24 protein-coding genes are annotated in these 22662 nt (G+C 68.3%); 13 read left to right on the top strand and 11 right to left on the bottom strand.

All coding sequences use genetic code 11. The features are described 5' to 3' along the window. Positions 1-76: 76 nt before the first annotated feature. From ACIA5H_RS07880 to ACIA5H_RS07850, 7 genes are all read right to left on the bottom strand, one after another. Positions 77-658 carry a hypothetical protein gene (locus ACIA5H_RS07880; RefSeq protein ID WP_379255486.1) on the bottom strand — a complete coding sequence of 194 codons (582 nt, stop codon included), beginning with the start codon at positions 656-658 and terminating at the stop codon, positions 77-79. Further along, positions 640-1299 (bottom strand): TetR/AcrR family transcriptional regulator, encoded by a 660-nt coding sequence (locus ACIA5H_RS07875; protein ID WP_379255484.1) that lies wholly within the window; start codon positions 1297-1299, stop codon positions 640-642. Before ACIA5H_RS07875 ends, ACIA5H_RS07880 begins: the two co-directional genes overlap by 19 nt. 139 nt (positions 1300-1438) lie before the next feature. Then, positions 1439-2389: a helix-turn-helix transcriptional regulator gene (locus ACIA5H_RS07870; RefSeq protein ID WP_356968210.1), complete on the bottom strand. Its 951-nt coding sequence runs from the start codon at positions 2387-2389 to the stop codon at positions 1439-1441. Positions 2390-2474: 85 nt separating this feature from the next. Continuing rightward, the gene (locus ACIA5H_RS07865; protein ID WP_356968212.1) at positions 2475-3419 is read right to left on the bottom strand and encodes a helix-turn-helix transcriptional regulator; all 945 of its coding nucleotides are present in this window, start codon (positions 3417-3419) and stop codon (positions 2475-2477) included. Positions 3420-3719: 300 nt separating this feature from the next. Further along, positions 3720-4784 carry a fused (3R)-hydroxyacyl-ACP dehydratase subunits HadA/HadB gene (locus ACIA5H_RS07860; RefSeq protein ID WP_379255482.1) on the bottom strand — a complete coding sequence of 355 codons (1065 nt, stop codon included), beginning with the start codon at positions 4782-4784 and terminating at the stop codon, positions 3720-3722. A 187-nt stretch (positions 4785-4971) separates the two neighbouring features. Continuing rightward, entirely contained in the window at positions 4972-6345 is a 1374-nt protein-coding gene (locus ACIA5H_RS07855) for a lipase family protein (protein ID WP_397074685.1), read from the bottom strand. Between the two features lie 232 nt (positions 6346-6577). Then, the gene (locus ACIA5H_RS07850) at positions 6578-7753 is read right to left on the bottom strand and encodes a lipase family protein (protein WP_355078407.1); all 1176 of its coding nucleotides are present in this window, start codon (positions 7751-7753) and stop codon (positions 6578-6580) included. A 344-nt stretch (positions 7754-8097) separates the two neighbouring features. On the opposite strand from ACIA5H_RS07850, the gene ACIA5H_RS07845 reads away from it, so the two are divergent. Continuing rightward, positions 8098-8340 (top strand): hypothetical protein, encoded by a 243-nt coding sequence (locus tag ACIA5H_RS07845; protein ID WP_355078408.1) that lies wholly within the window; start codon positions 8098-8100, stop codon positions 8338-8340. A gap of 10 nt (positions 8341-8350) precedes the next feature. On the opposite strand, the gene ACIA5H_RS07840 is transcribed toward ACIA5H_RS07845, so the two are convergent. After that, positions 8351-9478: a lipase family protein gene (locus tag ACIA5H_RS07840; protein WP_397074682.1), complete on the bottom strand. Its 1128-nt coding sequence runs from the start codon at positions 9476-9478 to the stop codon at positions 8351-8353. A 99-nt stretch (positions 9479-9577) separates the two neighbouring features. Here ACIA5H_RS07840 and ACIA5H_RS07835 point away from each other — a divergent pair, with 99 nt between their 5' ends. From ACIA5H_RS07835 to ACIA5H_RS07820, 4 genes are all read left to right on the top strand, one after another. Then, complete coding sequence (locus tag ACIA5H_RS07835) at positions 9578-10147, top strand: DUF2599 domain-containing protein (RefSeq protein ID WP_379255476.1); 570 nt, start codon at positions 9578-9580, stop codon at positions 10145-10147. Between the two features lie 34 nt (positions 10148-10181). Next, the gene (locus ACIA5H_RS07830) at positions 10182-10841 is read left to right on the top strand and encodes an SDR family oxidoreductase (protein ID WP_379255475.1); all 660 of its coding nucleotides are present in this window, start codon (positions 10182-10184) and stop codon (positions 10839-10841) included. A 64-nt stretch (positions 10842-10905) separates the two neighbouring features. Continuing rightward, positions 10906-11208: a putative quinol monooxygenase gene (locus ACIA5H_RS07825; RefSeq protein ID WP_043690427.1), complete on the top strand. Its 303-nt coding sequence runs from the start codon at positions 10906-10908 to the stop codon at positions 11206-11208. Positions 11209-11562: 354 nt separating this feature from the next. Beyond that, positions 11563-11730: a hypothetical protein gene (locus tag ACIA5H_RS07820; protein ID WP_245562558.1), complete on the top strand. Its 168-nt coding sequence runs from the start codon at positions 11563-11565 to the stop codon at positions 11728-11730. A gap of 158 nt (positions 11731-11888) precedes the next feature. On the opposite strand, the gene ACIA5H_RS07815 is transcribed toward ACIA5H_RS07820, so the two are convergent. Further along, positions 11889-12776 carry a helix-turn-helix transcriptional regulator gene (locus ACIA5H_RS07815; protein WP_355078413.1) on the bottom strand — a complete coding sequence of 296 codons (888 nt, stop codon included), beginning with the start codon at positions 12774-12776 and terminating at the stop codon, positions 11889-11891. A 90-nt stretch (positions 12777-12866) separates the two neighbouring features. Further along, on the bottom strand, positions 12867-13088 hold the full coding sequence (locus ACIA5H_RS07810; RefSeq protein WP_039797917.1) for a DUF397 domain-containing protein: 222 nt from the start codon (positions 13086-13088) through the stop codon (positions 12867-12869). A 326-nt stretch (positions 13089-13414) separates the two neighbouring features. Between ACIA5H_RS07810 and ACIA5H_RS07805 the strand changes: the two genes are divergently transcribed. From ACIA5H_RS07805 to ACIA5H_RS07790, 4 genes are all read left to right on the top strand, one after another. Then, positions 13415-14212 carry an SAM-dependent methyltransferase gene (locus ACIA5H_RS07805; protein ID WP_355078414.1) on the top strand — a complete coding sequence of 266 codons (798 nt, stop codon included), beginning with the start codon at positions 13415-13417 and terminating at the stop codon, positions 14210-14212. 331 nt (positions 14213-14543) lie between these two features. Further along, positions 14544-14672 carry a hypothetical protein gene (locus tag ACIA5H_RS07800; RefSeq protein ID WP_355078415.1) on the top strand — a complete coding sequence of 43 codons (129 nt, stop codon included), beginning with the start codon at positions 14544-14546 and terminating at the stop codon, positions 14670-14672. A 228-nt stretch (positions 14673-14900) separates the two neighbouring features. Next, entirely contained in the window at positions 14901-16163 is a 1263-nt protein-coding gene (locus ACIA5H_RS07795; RefSeq protein ID WP_355078416.1) for a helix-turn-helix domain-containing protein, read from the top strand. Positions 16164-16265: 102 nt separating this feature from the next. Continuing rightward, positions 16266-16700: a CBS domain-containing protein gene (locus tag ACIA5H_RS07790; protein ID WP_397074677.1), complete on the top strand. Its 435-nt coding sequence runs from the start codon at positions 16266-16268 to the stop codon at positions 16698-16700. On the opposite strand, the gene ACIA5H_RS07785 is transcribed toward ACIA5H_RS07790, so the two are convergent. Then, entirely contained in the window at positions 16697-17128 is a 432-nt protein-coding gene (locus ACIA5H_RS07785) for a pyridoxamine 5'-phosphate oxidase family protein (protein ID WP_356969657.1), read from the bottom strand. The two genes, ACIA5H_RS07790 and ACIA5H_RS07785, sit on opposite strands and share 4 nt — an antisense overlap. Before the next feature lie 138 nt (positions 17129-17266). On the opposite strand from ACIA5H_RS07785, the gene ACIA5H_RS07780 reads away from it, so the two are divergent. The 4 genes from ACIA5H_RS07780 to ACIA5H_RS07765 are packed head-to-tail and all read left to right on the top strand — an operon-like array spanning position 17267 to position 22651. Beyond that, positions 17267-18532 carry an aminotransferase class V-fold PLP-dependent enzyme gene (locus ACIA5H_RS07780; RefSeq protein ID WP_397074675.1) on the top strand — a complete coding sequence of 422 codons (1266 nt, stop codon included), beginning with the start codon at positions 17267-17269 and terminating at the stop codon, positions 18530-18532. Beyond that, positions 18529-19815, top strand: a complete 1287-nt coding sequence (locus tag ACIA5H_RS07775; RefSeq protein ID WP_379255469.1) for a heavy-metal-associated domain-containing protein — start codon at positions 18529-18531, stop codon at positions 19813-19815. The genes ACIA5H_RS07780 and ACIA5H_RS07775 overlap by 4 nt, the downstream gene beginning before the upstream one ends. Further along, positions 19812-21326, top strand: a complete 1515-nt coding sequence (locus ACIA5H_RS07770) for an alanine racemase (RefSeq protein WP_397074672.1) — start codon at positions 19812-19814, stop codon at positions 21324-21326. Before ACIA5H_RS07775 ends, ACIA5H_RS07770 begins: the two co-directional genes overlap by 4 nt. Next, a complete protein-coding gene (locus ACIA5H_RS07765) occupies positions 21326-22651 on the top strand; it encodes a pyridoxal-phosphate dependent enzyme (protein WP_379255466.1) in 1326 nt (441 codons plus the stop codon). Before ACIA5H_RS07770 ends, ACIA5H_RS07765 begins: the two co-directional genes overlap by 1 nt. Positions 22652-22662: the final 11 nt, after the last annotated feature.

Below are 22662 nucleotides of genomic sequence, written 5' to 3'. Positions count from 1 at the left end.
GCGTAGCGGCGCGGCACGCGACGTGCCCGCTGCGCCTGTTCCCTACCCTCGCCCGGCGGGCACGCCGCACCAAGGCTCAGCCGTGCCCCCAGGTGAGATCGGCCGCCACCCACTCGGTCTCCCACCTGCGCAGCCGCCGCCGATCGAGACCGCGGCGCAGCAGCAGATAGCTGCCGACGAGCACGATCGAAACGCCGAACACCGCACCGGCGGTCAGCATCACCGCCTTGCTGGCGGGCTGGGTCGACGACGGCGGCTCCACGATCGCGCCGCGTTCGTTCAGCCAGATCGGCACGGTGGAACCCGGCTCGACCACCGTGGTCGACTGATAGTCGCCGGTGTGGGCCACGCCCTCGGCATCCTTCCAGGACACACGCGCGGGCACCACCGGCGCGTACAGCGGCGCCTTCCCGGTTTCGATCACGGTGGCGTCGACTCGATGCAAGCGTGCCGTCTCGGCCCGCACCGCGGCCGTCTCGACGCGGTACACCCGGCCGCCGACGGTCAGCGCGAGTATGGGCACGACTATCAGGAACACCAGGGCCAGCAGCACCGCGACACCGGTCTGCACACGATCTTCACTGCGGCGCAGCGGATTGCGATCCAAGCCGACGCGGCGGCACGTCCGGCGGTACATGTTCACCGACCCGGTAGGCATGACGGTGACTCCTCGTTGCGAATTTCGGCGGTGAGGGTGACGAGGGTGTCGAAGAACTCTTCGACGAGGCCGGGCAGGCCCATCGGATCAGGGCCCGCCGCCCAACTCTGTAGCGCCGCGAGCAGCATGCCCGCACCGGCGCCGACGGCGACGGCCGGACGCGGATCGGTCTGCGGATCCACGCCGAGCCGTGCCGCGATGATCCGGACGGACTCGCGTTGCCCGTCGATGCGGATGCGCTGATAGCCGGCGAACAGTTCCGGTTCGTCCTCGAAGCGCTGGAACAGCGCCCAGCGGCGGGCCAGCAGCGACGCACGGGCCCCGCCGTACTCGGTGGCGAGCCAGTCGTGGACGGCGCCGCGGTAGGCGATCAGGGGCGACTCGGAAAGGGGACGGTGGCTCAGGGCTTCGTTGAACAGGTGCACATCCTGGTCGACATCGCCGAGAATCGCCTCTTCGATGGACGCGAAGTGCCTGCTGAACGTGCGCCGGGTGACACCGGCCCGCAGCGCGATGTCCTCGACGGCCACCGCGTCGAGCCCCCGCTCGGTGAGCAGGTCGAACGCCGCGCGCGACAGCGCTTCACGGCTGCGCCGAGTGCGCAGCCGACGGCCGTCCAGACCGACACCGTCGTCGCTCATGCACCTGAGCATACCCCTATTGTCCCAATGGGACAATACTTTGCTCTTGCCCGGCATGCGCATCACCTCGCAGAGAAGATGCCCGATTCGGGCGCGCCGAATCGCCCGGGAAGACGTCGGGAGGGCGGCCGGCGGCCGGTCAGCTTCTCGGGTTGTCCACCGGTTCGTCGACGGTCGGCGGAATGCCGTCGCGCAAGATCTGGAGCAGCTGGCCGGAATGCTCCGGTGAGGGGGCCAGCAGCGAAAGTTGGTTCAGCACCGTGTAGTACACGTCCAGGTCGGCGATCTTGTCCAGATACAGCGCGCTGGTCAGCTGCTGGAGATAGACGATGTCGGGCAGATCGGCCTCGGCGAAGCGCAAGACGGTGAACGCGCCGTCGGTGAGCGCGGGGCCGCCCACGTGATCGGCCAGGATCTGGATCGTGACGTTCGGCCGCGCCGCCGCGTGCAGCACGCGGTCCAGCTGCGCGCGCCAGACGGTCGAGCCGCCGATCCTGCGGCGCAGCGCGGCCTCCTCGATGAGCATCCACACCTGCGGCGGGTGCGGGCCGGCGAGGATTTCCTGCCTGCGCATGCGCAGCGCGACCCGGCGTTCGATCGCGTCCTGCGGCTCGCCCGGATGCGACAGTGTGAGCAGCGCGCGGGCGTACTCCGGGGTCTGCAGCAGTTCGGGGACCGCCCGCGGCTCGTAGCAGCGGATCAGCCGGGCCGCCTGTTCCAGCCCGAGGTAAGTGTCGAACCACTTCGGCAACCAGTCGTTGTCTCGCGCCCACCAGCCCGACGCATTGGCCTGCCTGGCCAGTTCCAGGTATCGATCCCGTTCCGCGGGGTCGGTCACCTCGTAGAAGTCGAGCAGGTCGACCAGATCGCGTTCCCGGCAGCCGGTGCGCCCGAGCTCCAGCCGACTGATCTTCGAATGCGACCCGCGAATGGCCTCACCCGCCGCCTCCCTGGTGATCTTCCGGTCCTCGCGCAGGCGACGCAGCCTGCCGCCTAGAACCATCCGCAGCACCGTCGGCCCGCCTCCGGACACCGGCTGAGCGCCGAACCCCGCCGCATCGGCCGCCTGTCGTACGTTCGAAGGACGCATGCCCCGAGTCTGCCATGTTGTCCCAGTCGTTATCTACGGCCGAAAGTCCCTGTACCGCCGCGCATTCGTGGTTCCACCGGGCCGGTCAGGCCGGGCCGGACGGCAGCTCGACGATCTGCGGCTCACGCTCGCGCAAGGCCGCGATGAGGTCCCGGGTGTACTCGGGGGGCGCGGCGTGCACCGACAGCAGATTCGCCACCGCCCGGTAAGCCGCGAGATCGGCATCCTTGTCCAGATACAGCGCGCCGGTGAGTTGCTGGAGGTACACGATGTCCGGCAGATCCGACTCGGCGAAACGCAGCATGGTGAACGCGCCGTCGGAGACCGCGGGGCCGCCGACGTGATCGGCGAGCACCTGCACGGTGATGTTCGGCGCGTCCGCGACCCGCAGCAGGTGGTCGAGCTGGGCCAACCACACCTGCGATCCTCCGATTCTGCGCCGCAGCGCCGCTTCCTCGACGATCAGCCACATCTGGGGTGGGTCCGGCCTGGTCAGGATCTCCTGGCGGCGCATGCGCAGGGCCACGCGCCGCTCGATCGACTCCTCGTCCTCGTGCGGATGCGCGAGCACGAACAGCGCGCGGGCGTACTCGGGGGTCTGCAGCAGTTCCGGAACGACCCGCGGCTCGTAGCAGCGGATCAACTGGGCGGCGTGCTCCAGCCCGAGATAGGTGTCGAACCACTTCGGCAGCCAGTCGGCGTCGTGATGCCACCATCCCGAGGTGTTCGCCTGCTTGGCCAGCCGCTTGAACTCCGCGCACTCCTCCTCGTCGGTGACGCCGTACAGCGCGAGCAGGTCCACCAGATCCCGCTCCCGGAAGCCGGTACGCCCCAGTTCCAAGCGGCTGATCTTCGAGTGCGAGCCACGGATCGCCTCGCCCGCTTCCTCCAGTGAGATGCCGCACGCCTCACGCAGCCGACGCATCCGCCCGCCGAGGATCATCCGTAGGGCGGTCGGGCCGCCCTCGGCGGCGGGAGCCGTTCCACGAGCGATGGATTCGTTCTGAGGCCGCACTACCGAAGCACGCATGTACCGAGTCTCGCATGTGCGGTGCCCGCACTCCAGCACCGAACCCCACGAACGGCAGCGTATGCGCAGGTGTAAGCACATCCGCAAGATCATTTTCAAGATCGCCGGGATGGCTGCTCGCCGACCATCGGTCCGGCAGCAGACGAACTACGGAAGGCAAAGCGACGAGTGGGCCGCGGGGCGCGCGGCGATACCGAAAACCATTGCGGCCGAGTAGTTCCGCTGCGCGACCGCGCACCGAAGCGATGACCGCACGGCCCGGCGCCCGCCGCCGAATCCGGTGACGGCGGGCCGCTCGGTTCAGCGCAGCACTACATCCGCCGTCGCGCGACCGAACAGCTTGCGGTCACCGCAGGTCGCGGTCAAGGCTATGGTGGCCGCGCGGCGCTGTGGGTCCAATTGCTTGACCCGACCGCGGAATTCGATCGCGCTCGCCCTGGTCGCCGGAACCGGGGCGAACCCGGCGAACCGCACCCCGTACCGCGTGACGGCGGCCGGATCACCGAGCCACGAGGTGAGATACCCGGCGCCGATGCCCATGGTCAGCAGTCCGTGCGACACCACGTCGGGCAGTCCGGCGCTGCGCGCGACCACGTCGCTGAAGTGGATCGGGTTCGAATCACCGGAGACGCCTGCGTAATTCACCAGATCACCACGAGACAGCAGCACTGTTCGCGGGGCCAGTTCCATGCCGACGGACAGGTCCTCGAAAGCGGGGACGGTGCGGGGCGTGCGCGGCTCGTCGGGGGTGTCCGCTTGCAACGCCTCTTCGAAGCTCTCGACCAGCCCGCCGTCGTCGCCGGACCCGCGCCCGGCCGCCGCGTTCTCACGGTCGGCGGCCGACTGCCCGGTCATGATCACGCCCTCGACCGCCGCGCGCAGATCGGCGGCGAGGTCAACCCCGGTCTGCGCCACCGCCGTGGTGTGCGCGGTCTGCAACACTTCCTTGTGCTGGTTGCTCAGCACGTTCCTGGTGACCATGAAGTCCTTGTCACCGAACTGCCGGAACGACTCGATGTAGGATTCGCACCGCACCTGGTCGCCCGCGACGATCGGCCGGTGCACCCGGATCGTCTGTTCCGTCTGCAGCACCTGGCCGAGGTCGTACCCGGTGAGCACGGACTCGAACATCTTGCGCTGCATCAACATGAGCACGATCGACGAAAACGTCATCGGCGCGACGAGCCCGTCGAAGCCGAGTTCCGCCGCGGCGTCTTCGTACCGGTGGGCGGGATGGCCGTCCTGCAGCGCTCGCGCGAACTCCCGGATTTTCTCGCGCCCCACCTCGTATGAGTCGGTCAGGCGATATTGCCGCCCCACCAGTGCCTTGGCTTGTTCGGACGCGGTGGTCGTGATGTCGTTCATGTGCCTCTCTCGGGAATCCGCCGTCACCCCCGACCGGCCCGGCCCACCGTACCGAAGTCGCGACGACGCCGCAGGAGCGCCATCGCCAGATCTGGGCATACCAACCGAAGGGCCGAAGGGGGACACAGTCTTGATCGCCATCGCGGGCACACCGCGTTACCGGATTCCCCCGAGCGCCGTCACACGGTCAGCACTCGTCGGGCGCAGGCACTCCCCGCAGCCTGTCGTCCAGCCAGATCATGGCTTCCGGATAACCGAGCGCACCGGCGATGATGTGCTCACCAAGCACACTGCGGTACACCGCGGGCACGCCGAGTCCGCACTGCTCCAGATAGAGATCGCGCGCGCCCTCGGCCGGGATCCAGAACTCCTGCTCGCCGTTGTAGACGTAGAGCGGAGTCGCCGACCGCATCCCGGCCATCTTCGTCACCCGATAGATGTCCGCGGCCAGCGCCGAATGCAGCGGATCGGGGAAATTCGCGGCGATGTCGATCGGCAGCATCAGCACGCCGATCGCTCCGAAGCTGCTGCCGCACATGTTCTTCACCGGCGAGGTCGCCACCCATTGGGCGAGATTGTTCATCCCGGCCAGGATCTCCGGCCGCTCGCGGCCGATGCCGAACACGGCACCCATGAATATCGCCGAGGCGAGGTTGCCGTTCATGCTGCGGGCCAGGATCTCGAAGTCGGCGGGCACGCCGCCCAGCGCGGCGCCGACGATCACGTCCGCCAATTCCGGTGCGTAGCCGTCGATCAGCTTCACCGCCCCGTGCGTCGCGATCGCGCCGCCGGAATATCCCGCCAGTCCGAACTTCGCGGCGCCGAACTCCTCCGGCAGCAGCCCGCGCACCGCCCGGATCGAGTCGAGCACGGCGTGCCCGGCCACGATGGGTTCGGCGTAGGCCATCGAAGGGCCCTCGTGGTCCGGGATCAGCACGGCGTACCCGCGCAGCGCCGCCAGATGCGTCGTAGGCGGCAGGAAGTCGGTGGTGCTGGTGTCGGGGTTGAGCCCGTGCGCGAGGGTGTATCCCGGCGTGCAGGTGCGGCCGAGGGCATCGATGGGCAGGTTGTTCACCACCACCGGCCGCTGACCGGGCCCTGGCCACGGTGCGGCGGGAACGATCAGCGTCGCCGTGGCGTACGACGGTGCGCCGTGCGCGTCCGTCGTACGGTACTTCACCAGCAGCGCACGCTGGATCGGCAGCAGCAGCAACGGCGCGGCCGTCGCGCGCACGTCGCGGACCTCGATGACCTGTCCCTCGGCCGATTCGTCGAGATTCGCGGGCCGTAGGTCGAACATCGGGTCGCCGACGGCGGAGGGCAGCGTGGCCGAGCGCAGCGCGGCCAGCGACGGCGACAGCGTAGTCGCCTCGTGCGCAGGCGAAATCGGCTCCGGCAGCGGCGCGATCGGCGGCGGCGGGATCACCTGATCGATGAGTTGTTGTAGCGCGGGCAGCAACCCGCCCGGCGGCGGCGCGGGCGGCGGCTCTGCGGCGGCGGGGACGGCCAGGACCGAGCTGGCGGCGAGCAATGCCACAGCAATGGCACGCGAAATCTTCATGGCACACGCCTTCGGGTGCGAACGGCAACGTCGTCTGGCACCCGGGCGCACTGGCCTTCGACCCCCGAAATGTCCCCTGTCAGACCGGGAGCCAGGACGTCAGGCTACGTCAGCGCCCTGGACTGGACGCAGTAAAGCGTCCGAGTTGTGTTGTCGCGTATCCATATCGCAACAACCGGCCGAGACCCTTTCCGGAGAGTGGGTCCCGGCTCGGCCGTTCTCGTATCGTCGCTCAGCAATTGCTCGGCGCCGGCTCCCCTCGGAAACGAGCGTCCAGCCAGTTCAGTGCCGCGGGAATACCGAGCACCGCCGCGGTCAAATGGTCCGGCACCGGGATCTCCTCGGTCTGCACCCTGGCGCCCGCCGAACACCATCGCTTGTCGGTGTTGACCACCGCGTCGATCGGGATGAGGCCGTCGATCGGCGAATGCCATTCGAACACCGGCGTCTTCGGCACGCCGTCGTAGAGTTCGAGGCTGTTCTCCTCGACCACGGCGCGCGCGGTGTTGTCGGTGATCATCGAGGTCGTCTTGGCGAAGTCCAGCGCACCGTGACCCGCCCCCGTCGAGAGGATGTCATTGGTGCAGCTGTTGGCGATCTGCGCGCGAGCGGCCAGACCACGTTCGTTCAGCTGGTCGCTCAGCGGGAAGCGAGTCGGGTACTCCCGTTCCAGCCCGAACCCGGCGGCGAACGCCAGACCGAACACCGGGTGCGGGTTGAGCCCAAGCCCCTCGAGCATCTTCACCAGATTCATCGGCACGCCGCCCATGGCCGCGCCCGCGATGTCGAGTTCCGGCGCGTACTTCGGCTGCAGAGCCGCGGCCCACGCGGTGGCCATCCCGCCGCCGGAGTACCCGACCATCGCCACCGGGCTGCGCTGCACCCCGAGTTCGTTGACCTGCTTGACGGCGCGGATCCCGTCGAGCGTGATCTGCCCGCCGAGCTTCGCGGCGCCGTAGGCGAAATTCGGGCCGAGGTGGTCGGGCAGCGCGACGCTCCAGCCGCGCGCCAGCAGCACGTTCCAGCCGGGCGCTTCCCGCACGACGAGGTTCGGGTCACCGGTGTAGAGCACCCGGGAGACGGAGCACTCCGAGCCGAGCCCGTTGATGATGTGCTGGAACGACAGCAGCGGACCGTCCGCGCGATGCGCCTTCGGCGTCAGCACCGTGGTGGTCGCCGCGATCGGTTTCCCCTCCGAACTCGTCGACCGGAACCGGATCACGGTCACCGTGGTCTCCGGGAAGATCGCCAGCGGCGGCATCACCCTGGTCGCGATCACGTCGCCGGGCTTGCGGTCGGCGATGTCCGCGGGCGTCGCGTAGAAGGGATCCGGATCGGGTTCGGGATACAGCGGCGCGCTGGTCGCCGCGCCGGCCATGCTCGCGATCAGCACCAGCCCCGCGGCCATCGCTCCGATCGCACGTGCGAGACGTCTTCGCCCCACTCCCCTACCCAACGAACGTGGGCCCTGACTCATCGACGTGTGCCTCCTGAATCGTCCGACGCTGTGCTCATCCTCGGCAACATCACCCGCGCTGGGTACCGCCCGACGCGATCATGTTGACAATTCACAAGTTTGGGTCGCCCTGGCTGTGCCCGCGATGCGCCCCGGCTGGTGACTGTACCCCACGACGCCACGTCCGTTCTGTGACATTTCCAGCCGATAACCTGCAACATGTTCTCAGCAGTGGCGGCCCTTTACCGTCAGTCCTACCGGCGCGGCTGCCGCGCAGGCCGGAAGGAGACAGTGGCATGGACGGCACTGTGCGCAGACTCGCTGACCGCGACGACACCCGAGAACCGCCGACCCGGCGTATCACCGTCTACTTCGACGGGCCCACTCCCGAGGACGCGCTGGTCCTCGAATACGCGGCCACCAAAACCGAGGCGTGGGAGTTCACCTCGGCCGCCGCACACGCCGGGCTCACCGTCACCGTCGACGGCCAGGTCCGTCCCGGCCTGCGCAGGCTACCGTGTCATTCGCTCTGGCGCTGAGTGAGCGGGCTCAGGGCCGATCGAGCACGCCACGCAGGAAGTCGAGCGCGTCGGGAAACGCCTCGCGCGCCGCGCCGAGATGATCGCCGGGATACCAGTCCACCCGCAGATCGGTGCCCGCGCAGCGCAGCTCGGCGATCAGCTCGAGGGTCAGCGGCGCGGGCACCTCCAGATCCGTCAGCCCCTGACCGAGGTACAACGGCACCGAGTAGCCGCTCGTCGGCACCTTCAACATCGCGCGCACCGCGGCCAGCAGCGCGGGGTCGTCCAATGGCCGCGACAGCATGGCCCCGATGCCGATACCGGACACCTGCGCGTCCGCCTCGGCGGCGCAGTCCGCTTCCACGATGCGCAGGACGTCCCGGCCCACCGGGGTCAGGTAGCCGTCGATGTCCAGCTCCGGCGCACTGGCGCGCAACCCGGCCAGCAGCATGCCGAAATAGGTCGTCGTCTTCTGCAGCGGCAGCCGCGGCAGCCAAGGCCCCGCCAGCGGGAACACCACGTCCAGATTCGACGGCGCGCCGGTCGCGGCCGCGCCGCGCAGATCGAGTTCCGGCGCGTCGCCGGGCGCGAGATGGGCGGTGAACAGCGCCGCGTGCCCGCCCTGCGACTGACCGAACACCGCCCAGCGGGTACCGAGCGAAGGGGCGACCGCCCGTGCCGCGCGCACGCCGTCGATGATGCTGCGGGCCTGGGCGGGACCGTCCAGATAGGGATGCACGCCGGGGGTGCCGAGTCCGACGTAGTCGGAGATCACCACCGCATAGCCCGCGCGCAGCAGATCCGGGTACACCGACGTCAGGTAGTAGTCCCGGGGTCGCAGCGTGAACGCGCACTCGTCGGCGATCCCGGAAGTGCCGTGCGCGTAGGCGACGATCGGCCAACCCCCTTGCGGCGGAGCGCCTTCGGGCAGATACAGCACTCCGGTGCTCAGCATGGGCCCGCGCGGGCCACGCGACCGATACGTCAGCCGTTCGGCGGTCGTCGCCCCTGCCACCTGCAGACGGTCCGCCAGGTCCGCCAGGTCCGTCACGGTGCCGGGCGCCTCGTCCACCCCGGCGTCCGCGGGCCCGGCCAACGCGACCGTCACCGAGACCACGACGCCCGCCGCCCCCACCATGAACCGTCCACACCGCACCGACCGACTATCCCCAGCCGCGGCCGCACCGGCAAGCCACCACAATCGGTGGCCCGGCCGGGCGACCTCGCCGGGACCGCCCTGGCTCGCTAGGCTCGGATGAGCACGCCGGAAACCGGTGCCGAGGAGAACACAGGAGGCTCGACCGTGGCGCAGCGGTACCCGTATCGCCTCGTCACCCGGCGCCGCGCCGCCGTACTGCTCGCGGCGGGGCTGCTGCCTCTGCCGATCGCCTGTGGAAACGATTCGCCCGATCCTTCGGCGGACACGACCACGACCGCAGGCACCACGACCACGACCGTGCCGACCGCGCCGATATCGATACCGCCGGCCGCCGTGCCGTCCGTCGACCCCTACGCGGGACAGCCGCTGATCGATCACGTCGCCTGGACCGAAGCGATCGACGGACCCCGGCTGCTCGTCTTCCCGACGCAGGCCGGTCGGCGGACCACCTTTCCCGGCTCGGACGAACGGGCGTGGCAGGAGGTCGTGGCCGAGTCGGCGGACGCGGACGCACCGGGCATGCGCGATCAGTTCGTCTGCCACTGGGCGTGGGCCCGGCTGGTCCAGCCGGACAAGCCGAGCTGGAACCTGGAACCGTGGCGCCCGGCGGTGGGCTACCAGGCCACCGTCGAAGCGCGCTGTAATCCCGGCGGCCCCGAGCGCTGAGCGCGGGCGCCGCCCCGACCGGAAGGAGCGATCCATGCGCGTCGTCATCGCAGGCGGACACGGGAAGATCGCATTGCTGCTGGCCCCATTGCTCACCGCGAACGGCCACGAGGTCGCCGCCCTGATCCGCGACCCCGAGCACGCCGCCGACGTACGCGCCACCGGCGCCGAACCGGTGCTGTGCGATCTGGAGAAGGCGGGCACAGACGAGGTGGCGGATGTCGTAAAAGGCGGCGACGCGGCGGTTTTCGCCGCCGGCGCCGGGCAGGGCAGCGGCGTGGACCGGAAATACACCGTCGACCTGGGCGGCTCCGTCCGGCTGGCCGAGACCGCCGAGCGCACCGGAGTGCGCCGCTTCCTGCAGATCTCCACGATGGGCGCGGGGCGGCCGGTCGCTCCCGGTTCCGACGACGTGTGGGCGGCGTACATCGACGCGAAGACCAAGGCCGAAGACGATTTGCGCGAGAGAGATCTCGACTGGACCATTGTGCGCCCCGGCCGCCTGACCGACTCCCCCGGCACCGGTCTGGTGACTCTCGCGCCGGCCCCGGTCGGGCGCAGCGAGGTCCCGCGCGCCGATGTGGCGGCCGTACTGGCCGGACTGCTGCCCGCCGCGCCCGCATACGGGCTGACCCTCGAACTCGTCTCGGGTGACACTCCGATTAGCCAGGCAATTGCACATCTGACCGATTGAGCTGTCGCGCACCCCGCTACCGCCCTTGCCGATCGACCGCAACGGTCACGATGGGAGAACAACCGTGTTCAGTCGAATCGTCTCGATGAAGATCCGCCCCGGCTCCCGCGCCGAGTTCCTGGCAGCCATATCCCGCAGCGCCGACGCCTCCGTCCGGACCGAGCCCGGCTGTCTGCGCTTCGACATCTGCGCAGATCGGGTGGACCCCCACCGATTCTTTCTCTATCAGCTCTACACCGACGACGAGGCGGCGGAAGCACACCGTTTCACCGAACATTTTCTTGCTTGGCGGGCCGCGGCGGACCAATTCGTCGAGCCGGGTACACAGATCGATTACAGCACGGACGTCCTATTCGGCCGCGACTGAAATTTCGCGTCGGGCACCGTTTCCGCAAACTTCCGGCCGCGAAATACGCAGTGCGCACGTGCAATCGATCGTGCAGATGTGCTTGCATCTGAAAGGTACGGCGGCATAAACTCGGTCCCGCAACGCTTTACAGGGGACCATCAGGGGAGGCCGCGTGGGCGAGCCGAAGGCCGAAGCCGCCATGGGTTTGCCGCCGCCAGAAACAGGGGCATTCGAATGGAACATCCACTTACCGGCGGCCGGTTCGGATCAGCCGACACCGCACTGGCCGACCAGCCGGCGAACGGTAGACATATGAGCACATTATCGGCCCACAGCGGCCACACCGATACCGTATTTTCCCGAGAAACCGCCGTGGCATACGTGATCGATGCCGTCGAATCCACCGGGGCGGCGACTCGGCACGATTTCGATATCGACCGCATCGTCACCACCGCGCACGCGATGGCCGACGACTGGGATCTCGAGGCATTGCAGCCCGCTACATTCTGGCGAATCGCCTCCAGCTTCATCAAGCAGTAGATCGTCCCGCCGTCCGAGCCCGGCGGATAACGAAATTTTCGGCGGCTACCACCGCCGAGCGATTGGACAGCAAAGAAAAACCGAGCGGCCACCTCCGATCTGGGAGGTGGCCGCTCGGCGTATCGGGTCTTCGGCGGCGCCGAGACTACCGCGTGGCCTCAGCGCCCTTCGGCATACTTCTCCATGATCGCGATCGACTTGTCCGGGCGCTCGGCCTGCACACTGAGGCGGTCCATCACCGACAGGTACAACGCCAGGTCTTGCCGCCGCTCGAGATACAACGCGCTGGTCAACTGTTCGAGATACACGATGTCCGGCAGTTCGGCCTCGGCGAAACGCAGAATGCTGAAGGAACTGCCCGCCGCTGCGTGCTCCCCCGCGGTGAACGGCAGCACCTGGATCGTCACATTGGGCAGCTTCGCCAGCCGGACCAGATGCAGCATCTGCTCTCGATGCACCTGCGCGCCACCGACGGGCCGCACCAACGCGGCCTCGTCGAGCACCGCCCACACCACCGGCGGGTCCGAGCGGAAGAGGATTTCCTGCCTGCGCTGACGCACCGCGACCCGCCGATCCGTGTCGGCGTCCTCGTACCCGAGCGATACGACCGCCCGGGCGTATTCGGGCGTTTGCAGCAGTCCGGGAACAAGATGCGACTCGTAGGTGCGGATCTTGCTCGCGGCCTGTTCCAGGCCGAGGTAGGTGCCGAACCACTGCGGCAGCAGGTCGCTGTAGCGATGCCACCAGCCGGGCTCGTTGGCCTGCCTGGCCAACTCGAGGAACGACTCGCGCTCCTCGGCATCGTGAACGCCGTAAAGGGTCAGCAGGTCGCGGATGTCGCGTTCTTTGAAGCCGGTACGGCCCAACTCGAGACGACTGATCTTGGCGTGCGATCCCCGGATCGCATCACCCGCCGCTTCACGGGTGATGCCCTTCTTCTCCCGAAGCTTGCGCAGCTGGCCGCCCAATGCGATGCGTAGCACGGTCGGACCACGTTCCGCGACAACGGATTGCACATGACCATCGTCATCGGGTTCAGCGATCATCGAGTTCGTCTCCGATACTCCGGGGGTTGCCCACAGTGTGTCACAACCACCTGTCGCGAGACACACCGCACCGACCGCTAATGTTACCGCTCAGCTAGTCAAATAGTCGAACTCCCCGGCCTTCGCGCCGCGGACGAACGCGTCGATCTCCGGACGCGTGTAGATCAAGACCCCACCTTCCGGGTCCCGCGAGTTACGTACTGCCACCTGGCCGTTGGCCGTTTCGGCCACCTCGACGCAGTTGCCGCTCGGATTACTGAAGGAACTCTTTCGCCAAGTTCCGATGATCTCGTTGGTGGATGTATCCGACATCTTCCCCACTCCTCCGTTACCGCAGTCAGGCGATTCGGTTCGTGCAGATGCACGTTCAAACGTTCTTGCATCTGCACCGACACCGGACGATAGCACGAAGTTCGCCCTCTGTGCGCCCGCGGATCGGCGTCATCGGGCGACAGATCTGAAACACGATCACCTCGACCCGGAAACACCGAGATCAGCTCCCCGATCCACCCCTCTGGACGCGCGCGAATCTTGTACTGTCACAGTGCACATCGGATGTACCAGTCATTCGCGACAACCCCACGCACCCACCTGCACGTCAGTGCCGCGGACCCGTTTCTGCCTAGGAGTACAACCCCATGACCGAAGACCACAGCCCCCTCATCCGAACCGACATACCCCACTCCGCGCGCATCTGGAACTACTGGATGGGCGGCAAGGACTACTACGAGATCGACCGCATCGCAGGCGATGCCGGGATCGAGGTGGATCCGGACATCACCACCATGGCGGTGCAGTCGCGCCAGTTCCTCATCCGCGCGGTGCGCTACCTCGCCGGGGAGCAGGGCATCCGCCAGTTCCTCGACATCGGGACCGGCCTGCCCACCATGCAGAACACCCACGAGGTCGCCCAGAGCGTCGCGCCGGAGTCCCGGATCGTGTACGTGGACAACGATCCGCTGGTGCTCACGCACGCGCGGGCGCTGCTCACTTCCACCACGCCGGAGGGCGTCACCACCTACATCGACGCCGACTACCACGATCCCGAGCGGATCATCACCGACGCCAAGCACGTCCTGAACTTCAACGAGCCCATCGCCGTGATGTTCATGGGCGTGCTCGGCCACGCCAAGACCTACGACGAGTTGCTGCGCATCGTGCGCACCGTGCTGGACGCCGTGCCGTCGGGCAGCTACCTGGTGATGTGGGACGGCACCGACGACAGCAAGGCGTATGTCACCTTGTGCGAGAACTACACCGGCACCGGTGGCACTCCTTATGTCCCCCGCCCGCAGGCTCAGATCAAGGCCGTCTTCGACGGCCTGGAGTTGGTCGAGCCGGGCTTCGTGTCCATCACGCAGTGGCGCTCGGGCGCCACGGAGGTGGGCGAGTCCCGTCCGATCTCCGCCTACGGCGCTGTCGCGCGCAAGCCGTAAGGCCCCTGAACGCCAAACCGCAAGCGGCACAGCGGCGGTCGCCGGTCACCACCGGCGGCCGCCGCCGGTTTTTTTCTCTGACCGATCGTGCAGATGTACTTGCATTTGCAAGCGACGGAGGAATAGACTCGAACTCGAAATCGGGGAGGTACGCAGGGAGTTCGAGTCTGCGCTACCAGTACGTCGGCCTCCCCGCCGCACGTCGGACGCGAGGGGTAGTCGAATGATCGAGCCATTTCGAACTTCCCCCCGGGTTGCCGTCATCGATGGCGCCGGCGCCGAGCCCTTCCGTCAGTACCCTGCGCCCGAGTTCGCCGCGACGGATTGCAGTGTGGAGCCCCGCGGCCTCACCTACCGGCAGGCCCGCGACATCCTCTACGCCCACGAGGTCCACGGTCCGCAGTGCAGGCAGTGGCTGGCGGCAGCCGCGTATCTGTCAGCCGGGCTGGACGACGAATAACAGGCCACACCCCGGCGCGCGAATGCCTCGCCGCTTCGTAAACCCTGCTCCAGCACCGTAATCCGGGCCGCGTGCTGCGCGTCCGTCATCGGGTCACTATGGAATGCGGAGCGATCCCGAGCGATCTCACAGATCACTCCCGGTCCACACAGCCCTTTCGTATAGTGATCGATCGACTCGGGCGCGATTTCTCGCACGCCCGACGTGGCATTGGGGAGCGAACTCGTCATGACCTACTCCGCGTTGGATCTGTCCGCCGACTCGTCCGACCCGGTGCTGGAAATCGGTGGACAGCCGGCTTCGGTGCCTTTGCAGAACACCGACAGCGTGGCCTCGCACATGGTCGGATATTTCGAGAACGTCATGGCGCCCTGCCGCACCCTGCCCGGCGAGCAGATCCGCGGTGACGTCACGAAACTCACCCGCAGCTGCCTGAACCTCGCCGCCGAGATGTTCGACCGGCGCACCGTGCCGGACGAGGAGCAACTCGGCCCGGTGCGCGCGGCCGCCGCCCGCTGGGCGCGCGAGGGAGTGCCGTTGAGCACCATCCTGCGCGCCTACCACGAAGGATTGCGCATCGCCTTCGGTCTGGTCACCGCGCCCGCCGAGGCCGACGACGTCGAGGAGGTGCTGGTCGCCGCCGATCTGCTCCTCGAACTGCTCGAGGCGATCACCGCGGCGGTGTCCGATGCCTACGTCGACGAACAGCACCTGGTCGCCAAGGAGCATCAGACGGCGGCGCAGACGCTCGCCTCGGCGCTGCTGAGCGGGCGCGGCAGCTCGGCTCTGGCCCGCCAGACGGGTATTCCGATCGCGGAGGCGTATCAGGTTGTCGCCCTGTCGATTCCGGAGCATCCGGACGAGCGCGATCCGCGCGTCGACGGGAACGTCGCGGCGCGCCGGAAACTGCGACGGCTACAGTCCGAGCTGGCTACCGTGTTCGCCTCCCGCGCGCTCGCGCTGCTCAGCGCCAAGGGCGGCACACTGCTCATCCCGTCGGGCGACGAGGCCGAGACCGTCCTCACGGCCGCCACGCTCGAGCTGCTCGCCGTCGCCGCCGAGGTCCCGCTCACCGCGACCGTGGTGCCGACCGACACCGATCAGATCCCCGAATCGGCCGATCAGGCACACGAGCTGCTCAATCTCGTGCGCGTCGGCGTCCGGCCTCCCGGTCTCTACCAGATGTCGGATCTGGCGGTGGAGTATCAGCTCACCCGCAGCGGCCCGGCCACGCGCCGGATCGCGACCATCCTCGACCCGCTCGACGCCCATCCCGAGCTGTTCGACACCATGCGCGCCTACCTGGGCAACGACATGAACCGGCAGCTCACCGCGCGCCAGCTCTTCGTGCACCCGAACACCGTCGACTACCGCCTGCGCCGCATCGCCCAGCTCACCTCGATCGACCTGGCGACCTCGGCGGGCATCTCACAGGCGGCGATCGCCCTGCTGGCCCGGGATCTGGACCGCAGCGTCGCCCGTCGCCTGTGACGTCCGCGCCGTGACCTGATCGTGGCCTGTAACGGATTCGTGCTGGTCACCGGGCCGTGAACTTGCGATCCTGGTAGTGCCGCGACGTCTGGATGGTGAAATATGCGAATTTCGGAGATCCTGCACAGAAAAGGCAGCGACGTGGCCACGGTCGCGCCCGATACGACGGTACGCACACTGCTCGCCACGCTGGCCGAGCGGAACATCGGCGCTGTCGTCGTCTCACCCGACGGCAACACGATCGCGGGCATCGTCTCCGAGCGCGACGTGGTACGCAGTCTGCACGCGTGGGGCTCGGACCTGCTGGACATGCCGGTCTCGGCGATCATGACCTCCGCGGTGCGCACCTGCGCGCCCGAGGACCGGGTCGACGGCCTGCGCCGCACCATGACCGACCACCGCATCCGGCATCTGCCGGTGGTGCACGAGGGCAGGCTGGTCGGCATCGTGAGCATCGGCGATGTGGTCAAGAGCGCGATCTCGGAATTGGCGGACGAACGCGAACACCTCGTGGAGTACCTGCAGGGCAGATATTAGAGCTCGCTGAGGTTCCCCAGATCGGCCGAGAGCCAGTGCTCCGGCCGCAGGAAGACGGCGACCTGCTCACCGTAGGCCTCGGCCGCCTTCAGGTAGGTGTCCACCGATTCGGCGGGTACGTACCGCGCGGCCATTTCACGGTGCATCTCGTCGGTCATCGGGGTGATCCGGGTGACCGGGCCCTCCACGCTCACGTAGCGGACCGTGGGTTCGGCCTGCTGCACCATCAGACCGAACCGGCCGGTCTCCCGGATGTAGCGCATCTTCTGCGACTCAGGGCCGGTCAGGATCCAGGCCTCGTCACCGGGACTGTATTGGTACCAGATCGGGACGGTGAGCGGGCCACGACCGGTGCCCGCGGCCACCGAGAACGCCGCGATATGCGGCTGCGCTAGGAACTCTTGACGCTCTTGCAGGGTCAGAGGCATACGTTCCAGGCTAGTCGTGAAAGCCTTTGTCCACGACAAAACTTCGAAGTCCGTACCGAAAATGCGTATCGTGGGTGACGTCCGAGTTACCGGTGGGAAGGGAGCGTCACGTTGCGGTCCCCCACCCCGAGATCGCCGGTGACGAGGACGGAGGACATTCCCCGGCCGCCGGAAATCCCGACGTTCGCGCCCGCCGCGGTGCGGGCGCTGTTCCCGGCCATCGCCGGCGCCTCCGAGGTCTATTTGGACAGCGCCGCCACCACGCAGAAGCCGCTGCCGGTGATCGAGACCATTCAGCGCTACCACAGCAACAACACCGCCAACGCAGGCCGCGGCACCTACCCCTGGGCCACCGGTCTCACGGCTCGGATCGCCCGCGTCCGCGAACACGCCGCCGCGTTCATCGGCGCCGAGCATCCGGACGAGGTGGTCTTCACCGCGGGCGCCACCGCCGCACTCAACGCCGTCGCGCTGTCGTGGGGTCTGACGGCGCTCGCCGACGGCGACGAGATCCTCTACAACGCGAGCGATCACGCGTCGAACGTGTACCCGTGGCAGCACTTGCGCGGGCTGCTCGCCCGGTTCGGACGCCGCATCCACCTCGTTCCCTACCGGGTGACCGCTGCGGGCGAGGCGGACACCGACGACATCCTGGCCAAGATCACCCCGTGCACCCGGCTGATCACGACCGGGCATCTGCACCATGTCTTCGGCGGTCTGAGCACTCTCGAGGAACTGCGCGGCCGGATCGATCCGGCGATCCTGCTGTGCTTCGACTGCTCGCAGAGCGGCGGCCATCTTCCGGTCGACGTCACCGCGCTCGGTGCCGATTTCGCGATCTTCGCCGCGCACAAGATGTTCGGTGCGCCCGGCACCGGGATCCTCTACTGCCACCGGCGCGTGCACGACCGGTTGACGCCGTTCCTGCCCGGGGGCAACTCCGGCGTCGAACCGGGTCCCGGCGGGCTGCGCCCGGGGCCGATGCCGTCGCGGCTGGAAGGCGGAACGCCCGACATTCCGGGCATCCTCGCCCTCGGCAGTGCGCTGGAGGTGCTGGAATCGTTCGGTCTCGACGCCGTCGCCGCGCACAATCGCGCCCTGACCCTGCGGCTGATCGACGGGCTGCGACCGGTTCCCGGCCTGGAGTTCCTGCCCGGCCCGGCGCACGCGACCTGCGAGGTCGGCTACGGCATCGTCTCCTTCACCCTGGAGGGGATATCGGCCGCCGACGCGGGATTCGTCCTGAGCGAGTTCGGTTTCCTGGTGCGCACCGGTGCGCACTGCGTCCCCGCCGAATCCGACGGCGCGGGCTCGGTGCGGGTCAGCACGCACATCTACAACACGCCCGACGAGATCGACCGATTCGTCGCGTGCGTGCGAACCATCGCCGAGGAGGTCACGTGAGTAACGACATCCCCCGCTACGACCGGCGGGCCGCGTCCAGGGTGCTGGCCGACTTGGCGCAGCCAGGGCTGTTCACCGAACCGGTACCCGCTCCCCGACATCGGCGATTCGAATACGCCTGTACGGCATTGGGTCTCGAGCCGGACAGCCATCTCACCTACTCGCAGCGGCTGTATCTGGAGCGGTTCATGCGGCCGTGCCGCGCGGACCAGGTGACGAGCGCGACGCATCGGATCGCGTGGACCGACAGCGCGGGCATCCCGAATACCGGGCACTTCCGTGCCGGTGGTCTCGGTCCGTCGGTGCCGATCGCGACGCGCGAGACGGTCCTGGCGTTGTGGCGCCAATTGGACGCCGACGCCGATTTCGCCGCGCGGGTCGCGGCGCTCGGACCTCGCGAACACGCCGTATTAGCGGGCACGACCACCGACCACGATCCGCGCGACATCTTCCGGGTCGGCATCGAGGCGGCGGGGCGCGTGCTGGCCCAGCACGCGTTGCTGGCGGACGCGACCCCCTACCGCGACGCCGCCGAATTCGCCGAAGGGCTCCGCGTTTCCGGGATCTTCGCCGCGGTCGCCACGCGATGGTTCTGGGAATTGCAGGCCTCGACCTACCGGCGGGGCATGATCCCGGTGACGCTGGTCGCGCAACCCGACGGCACCGTCCGCTATTCGGCGGAGACGGTGGCGACCCTGCGCGCGATGAAGGACGCCACCATCGCCGACGCGCACGCCGTGATGGAGCGCGCCACCACGGCCGAAGGCCTCACGGTGGCCGAGGCGATCGCCAAGTACCACGACGACCTCGACCTGATCTCCCGGCAGTACGCCCTGCTGCCAGAGGGCAGCCATCCGGCCTGCCCGGCCGCCATGCCACACCAGCTCGACAGCGGGCATTTCAGTCTCCTCCCGCTGCTGGTCGACCGATTCGTCGCGACGTTCACCGAGATCGCGGGCCGCTGCGCGGTCGCCGAGGTCAGCGCCGAACTCGACGAGGCGACCGCCGACCGGGTCGCGACCGCCGAGGACCAGGTGTTCTACGTGCCCGATATGACCTGCAAGCACTGCGTCCGCACGATCGGCGGAGTGCTGGAGTCGATGGACATCCGCGTGGTCGAGATCGACCTGGACAGCAAACGGGTGGTGGCCGAGTTCCGCAGCCCGCGCAATCGGGCCCGTGCGTTCGAGGCGATCCGGGACGGCGGCTACAACCCGGTCGCGCAGCGGCCGGACGACGCGCCGCGGGCGTCGGACCCCGAGCCGTCGGAAGCCGCCGTATGACGCCGTGGCCGCCGGCGCTGCCCGCGAAGCTCCACCCGATCGTCCGCGCTTTTCTCGACACTCCCGGCCTCCCGACGCAAACGCTGACGAGATTCGGATCGCCCGCGCATCTGGTGTTCCCGCAGGTGTATTCGGAGAATCTCCTGCGCCTGCGTTCCGTGTTGGAGCGGAGCCTTCCCGGCCACCGGATCTGTTACGCGCACAAGGTGAACCAGTCTCGCGCGTTCGTCCGCACCGCCGAACGCGAGGGCATCGCCGTCGACGTGGCCTCACCGCACGAACTGTCCAGCGCCCGCGCCGCCGGGTTCGATCCGGCGCGCATCGAGGTCACCGGCCCGAAAGGGGAAGCCTTCCTGCGCGAACTCGTCGACCGAGGGGTCACGATCAACGTGGACAACCTCTGGGAGCTGGGCCGCATCGCGGAACTGGCCGGACAGCAAGCGGAAGTGCCTGTGCTACTGCGAATTTCCGGATTCGACGCGGGACAGGTGAGCCGGTTCGGGATACCGCTCGCGCATGTCGAGCAGGCATTCGATCTGCTGTCGGCGCGGCGCGGGCGGATCGCCTTCCTCGGCTTCGCCTTTCACCTCGACTCCGGCGACCTCGGTGAGCGCGTCCGGGCGATAGACACCTGCCTGCGACTGATCGAGCGCGCCTATGATCACGGACTCACCCCGTCCGTGCTCGACATCGGCGGCGGCTTCCGGCAGGTGTTCACCGCCGACGCCGAGCGGTTCGACGCCTACGTGCTCGCGCTGCGCGAATCGCTGCTCGGCCGTGGGGAGCCGATGACCTGGGGCAGCAACACCTTCGGCTACCACGTCGCGGGCGGGGCCGTGCACGGCACACCGGTGTTCCACAAGTACGCCAACACCGTCGCCGCCGACCGCATGCTCGCCGATCTGCTCGACGCTCCGCTGGAGCGGCACGGCGGACGCACGGTGGCGCAGGTGGCGGGCGACAATCTGCTGGAGATGTGGCTGGAGCCGGGCAAGGCGCTGGTAGATCACGCGGGTATCACGGTGGCCACAGTCGAGTTCGTCAAGGAGGTCGCCGACGGCAGCGTGCTGGTGCACGTCGACCTCAGCCGTGATTCGGTGACGCCCGCCGATCAGGAGGTCATGGTCGACCCGATCCTCCTGCCCGGCGATGACGCGACCGCGGGCGACCGCGACACGGGTCCGAAGGGCGTCTACCTCGCCGGGCGGCTGTGCCTGGAGCGCGATCTGATCACCAACCACAAGGTATGGCTGCCCGCGCGGCCCCGGCCGGGCGATTCGGTGGTGTTCCCGAATACCGCCGCCTATCACATGGACCTGTCCGCCGCGACGGCCTCCATGCATCCCCTGCCCGCGAAACTCGCGGTCACCCGGACGCCCGACGGGTTCCGGGTCGTGCACGACGCCGACTACGAGCCCGATTTCCCCGTCGAGTCGTCCCGGCCGCGTCACATCGCGCCGCACGCCACCGACCTCGTCAACCGTCCGGTCCGATCCGTCGAGGCCCCCTGATGCGATACGACCACATCACCGAACTCATCGGCAACACGCCGCTGCTGCGGCTCGACCCCGCGGTGCACGGGCTGGCGAATGTCGAACTCTACGCGAAACTGGAGTCGCACAACCCGTTCGGTTCGGTGAAGGACCGGGTGGCCTGGGCGATGCTGCGCGACGACCTGGCGCGGATCCGCGCCGAGGGCCGGACACTCATCGAGGCGTCCAGCGGGAACACGGCCAAAGCGCTGCGCGTCCTCGGCGCGATGTACGGGATCGACCTGCGCGCGGTGACCAACCGGATCAAAGTGGGCGAGGTCCGTGATCTGCTGCAGCTGTTCGGCACCGAGATCGTGGAACTGCCCGGCCTCTCCGAGTGCCCGGACCCGACGACGCCGAACGACGTCTACTCGGTGATCGAGGCGACCATGGCCCAGCAGCCCGCTACGTACCGGCATCTGTCGCAGTACACCAACGAGAAGAACATCGAGGCGCACCATCACGGCACCGGCCGGGAGATCCACGAGGACCTGGCCGCCGATGGCATCACCAGGATCGATTATCTGATCGGCGGGCTCGGCACCACCGGTTCCACCAGGGGGACCGCTACCTACCTGCGCAAGCACAATCCCGAATTGCGCACCGTCGCAGTGGTTTCGGAGCGATCGGACTTCATTCCCGGCATCCGTTCGGAGAGCGAGATGTGGGATGTCGGGCTGTTCCAGCCGGAATTCTACGACCGGATCGTGACCGTGGCGGCGGGCGACGCCGTGGACGCGACGCTGCGCCTGGCGAGCGGATACGGCGTCCTGGCCGGGCCGACCAGCGGTGCGAGTTACGCCGCCGCGCTGGAGACGCTCGGCGCGCTAGATCTGTCCGCGAGGGATCCGGACGATCCGCTCGTGGCGGTGTTCATCGTCTGCGATCGCCTCGAACCGTACCTGTCGTACATCAAGAAGCGCAGGCCGGAACGGTTCGGCCGCGCCGAACGCGAAGCGGCCCCGACCGAGGAGGAGCTGGCGGCGGTGCCGCGGCTGTCGCCCGAGCAGCTCGCCGAGCTGGACCGGACCGGACGCCCGACCATCGTGGACAGCCGTGGCGCCATGGCCTATCGGATCGGGCACGTCCCCGGCGCGTTGAACATCCGCGACGACCAGCTCGACGACATGTTCGGGCACGGCATCCCGTTCCCGCGCTCGCGCCCCGTCGTCTTCGTCTGCCCCGTCGGTGAGCTGTCGGTGCGGTTCGCCGCACGGGCCAGGCGAGCCGGCTACGACGCCACCAGCTTGGCCGGTGGCGTGGTCGCCTGGCGCGATGCGGGGTTGCCGCTGGAACGAGGCTGATCGCCCGCGGG

The organism is Nocardia sp. NPDC051900, assembly GCF_044452545.1.
Classification (GTDB): Bacteria; Actinomycetota; Actinomycetes; order Mycobacteriales; family Mycobacteriaceae; genus Nocardia; species Nocardia sichangensis.
Note: the sequence above shows the minus strand (reverse complement) of the source record. Positions and strands in the feature narration are given on the sequence as shown.

What these genes read in the sequence shown, in the direction of transcription:
- ACIA5H_RS07790 (WP_397074677.1), top strand. Translation starts at nt 16,266, where the DNA reads ATGCGAATTTCGGAGATCCTGCACAGAAAAGGCAGCGACGTGGCCACG.
- ACIA5H_RS07785 (WP_356969657.1), bottom strand. Translation starts at nt 17,128, where the DNA reads ATGCCTCTGACCCTGCAAGAGCGTCAAGAGTTCCTAGCGCAGCCGCAT.
- ACIA5H_RS07855 (WP_397074685.1), bottom strand. Translation starts at nt 6,345, where the DNA reads ATGAAGATTTCGCGTGCCATTGCTGTGGCATTGCTCGCCGCCAGCTCG.
- ACIA5H_RS07810 (WP_039797917.1), bottom strand. Translation starts at nt 13,088, where the DNA reads ATGTCGGATACATCCACCAACGAGATCATCGGAACTTGGCGAAAGAGT.
- ACIA5H_RS07795 (WP_355078416.1), top strand. Translation starts at nt 14,901, where the DNA reads ATGACCTACTCCGCGTTGGATCTGTCCGCCGACTCGTCCGACCCGGTG.
- ACIA5H_RS07850 (WP_355078407.1), bottom strand. Translation starts at nt 7,753, where the DNA reads ATGGCCGCGGGGCTGGTGCTGATCGCGAGCATGGCCGGCGCGGCGACC.
- ACIA5H_RS07830 (WP_379255475.1), top strand. Translation starts at nt 10,182, where the DNA reads ATGCGCGTCGTCATCGCAGGCGGACACGGGAAGATCGCATTGCTGCTG.
- ACIA5H_RS07880 (WP_379255486.1), bottom strand. Translation starts at nt 658, where the DNA reads ATGCCTACCGGGTCGGTGAACATGTACCGCCGGACGTGCCGCCGCGTC.
- ACIA5H_RS07865 (WP_356968212.1), bottom strand. Translation starts at nt 3,419, where the DNA reads ATGCGTGCTTCGGTAGTGCGGCCTCAGAACGAATCCATCGCTCGTGGA.
- ACIA5H_RS07805 (WP_355078414.1), top strand. Translation starts at nt 13,415, where the DNA reads ATGACCGAAGACCACAGCCCCCTCATCCGAACCGACATACCCCACTCC.
- ACIA5H_RS07870 (WP_356968210.1), bottom strand. Translation starts at nt 2,389, where the DNA reads ATGCGTCCTTCGAACGTACGACAGGCGGCCGATGCGGCGGGGTTCGGC.
- ACIA5H_RS07770 (WP_397074672.1), top strand. Translation starts at nt 19,812, where the DNA reads ATGACGCCGTGGCCGCCGGCGCTGCCCGCGAAGCTCCACCCGATCGTC.
- ACIA5H_RS07765 (WP_379255466.1), top strand. Translation starts at nt 21,326, where the DNA reads ATGCGATACGACCACATCACCGAACTCATCGGCAACACGCCGCTGCTG.
- ACIA5H_RS07875 (WP_379255484.1), bottom strand. Translation starts at nt 1,299, where the DNA reads ATGAGCGACGACGGTGTCGGTCTGGACGGCCGTCGGCTGCGCACTCGG.
- ACIA5H_RS07835 (WP_379255476.1), top strand. Translation starts at nt 9,578, where the DNA reads ATGAGCACGCCGGAAACCGGTGCCGAGGAGAACACAGGAGGCTCGACC.
- ACIA5H_RS07860 (WP_379255482.1), bottom strand. Translation starts at nt 4,784, where the DNA reads ATGAACGACATCACGACCACCGCGTCCGAACAAGCCAAGGCACTGGTG.
- ACIA5H_RS07815 (WP_355078413.1), bottom strand. Translation starts at nt 12,776, where the DNA reads ATGATCGCTGAACCCGATGACGATGGTCATGTGCAATCCGTTGTCGCG.
- ACIA5H_RS07845 (WP_355078408.1), top strand. Translation starts at nt 8,098, where the DNA reads ATGGACGGCACTGTGCGCAGACTCGCTGACCGCGACGACACCCGAGAA.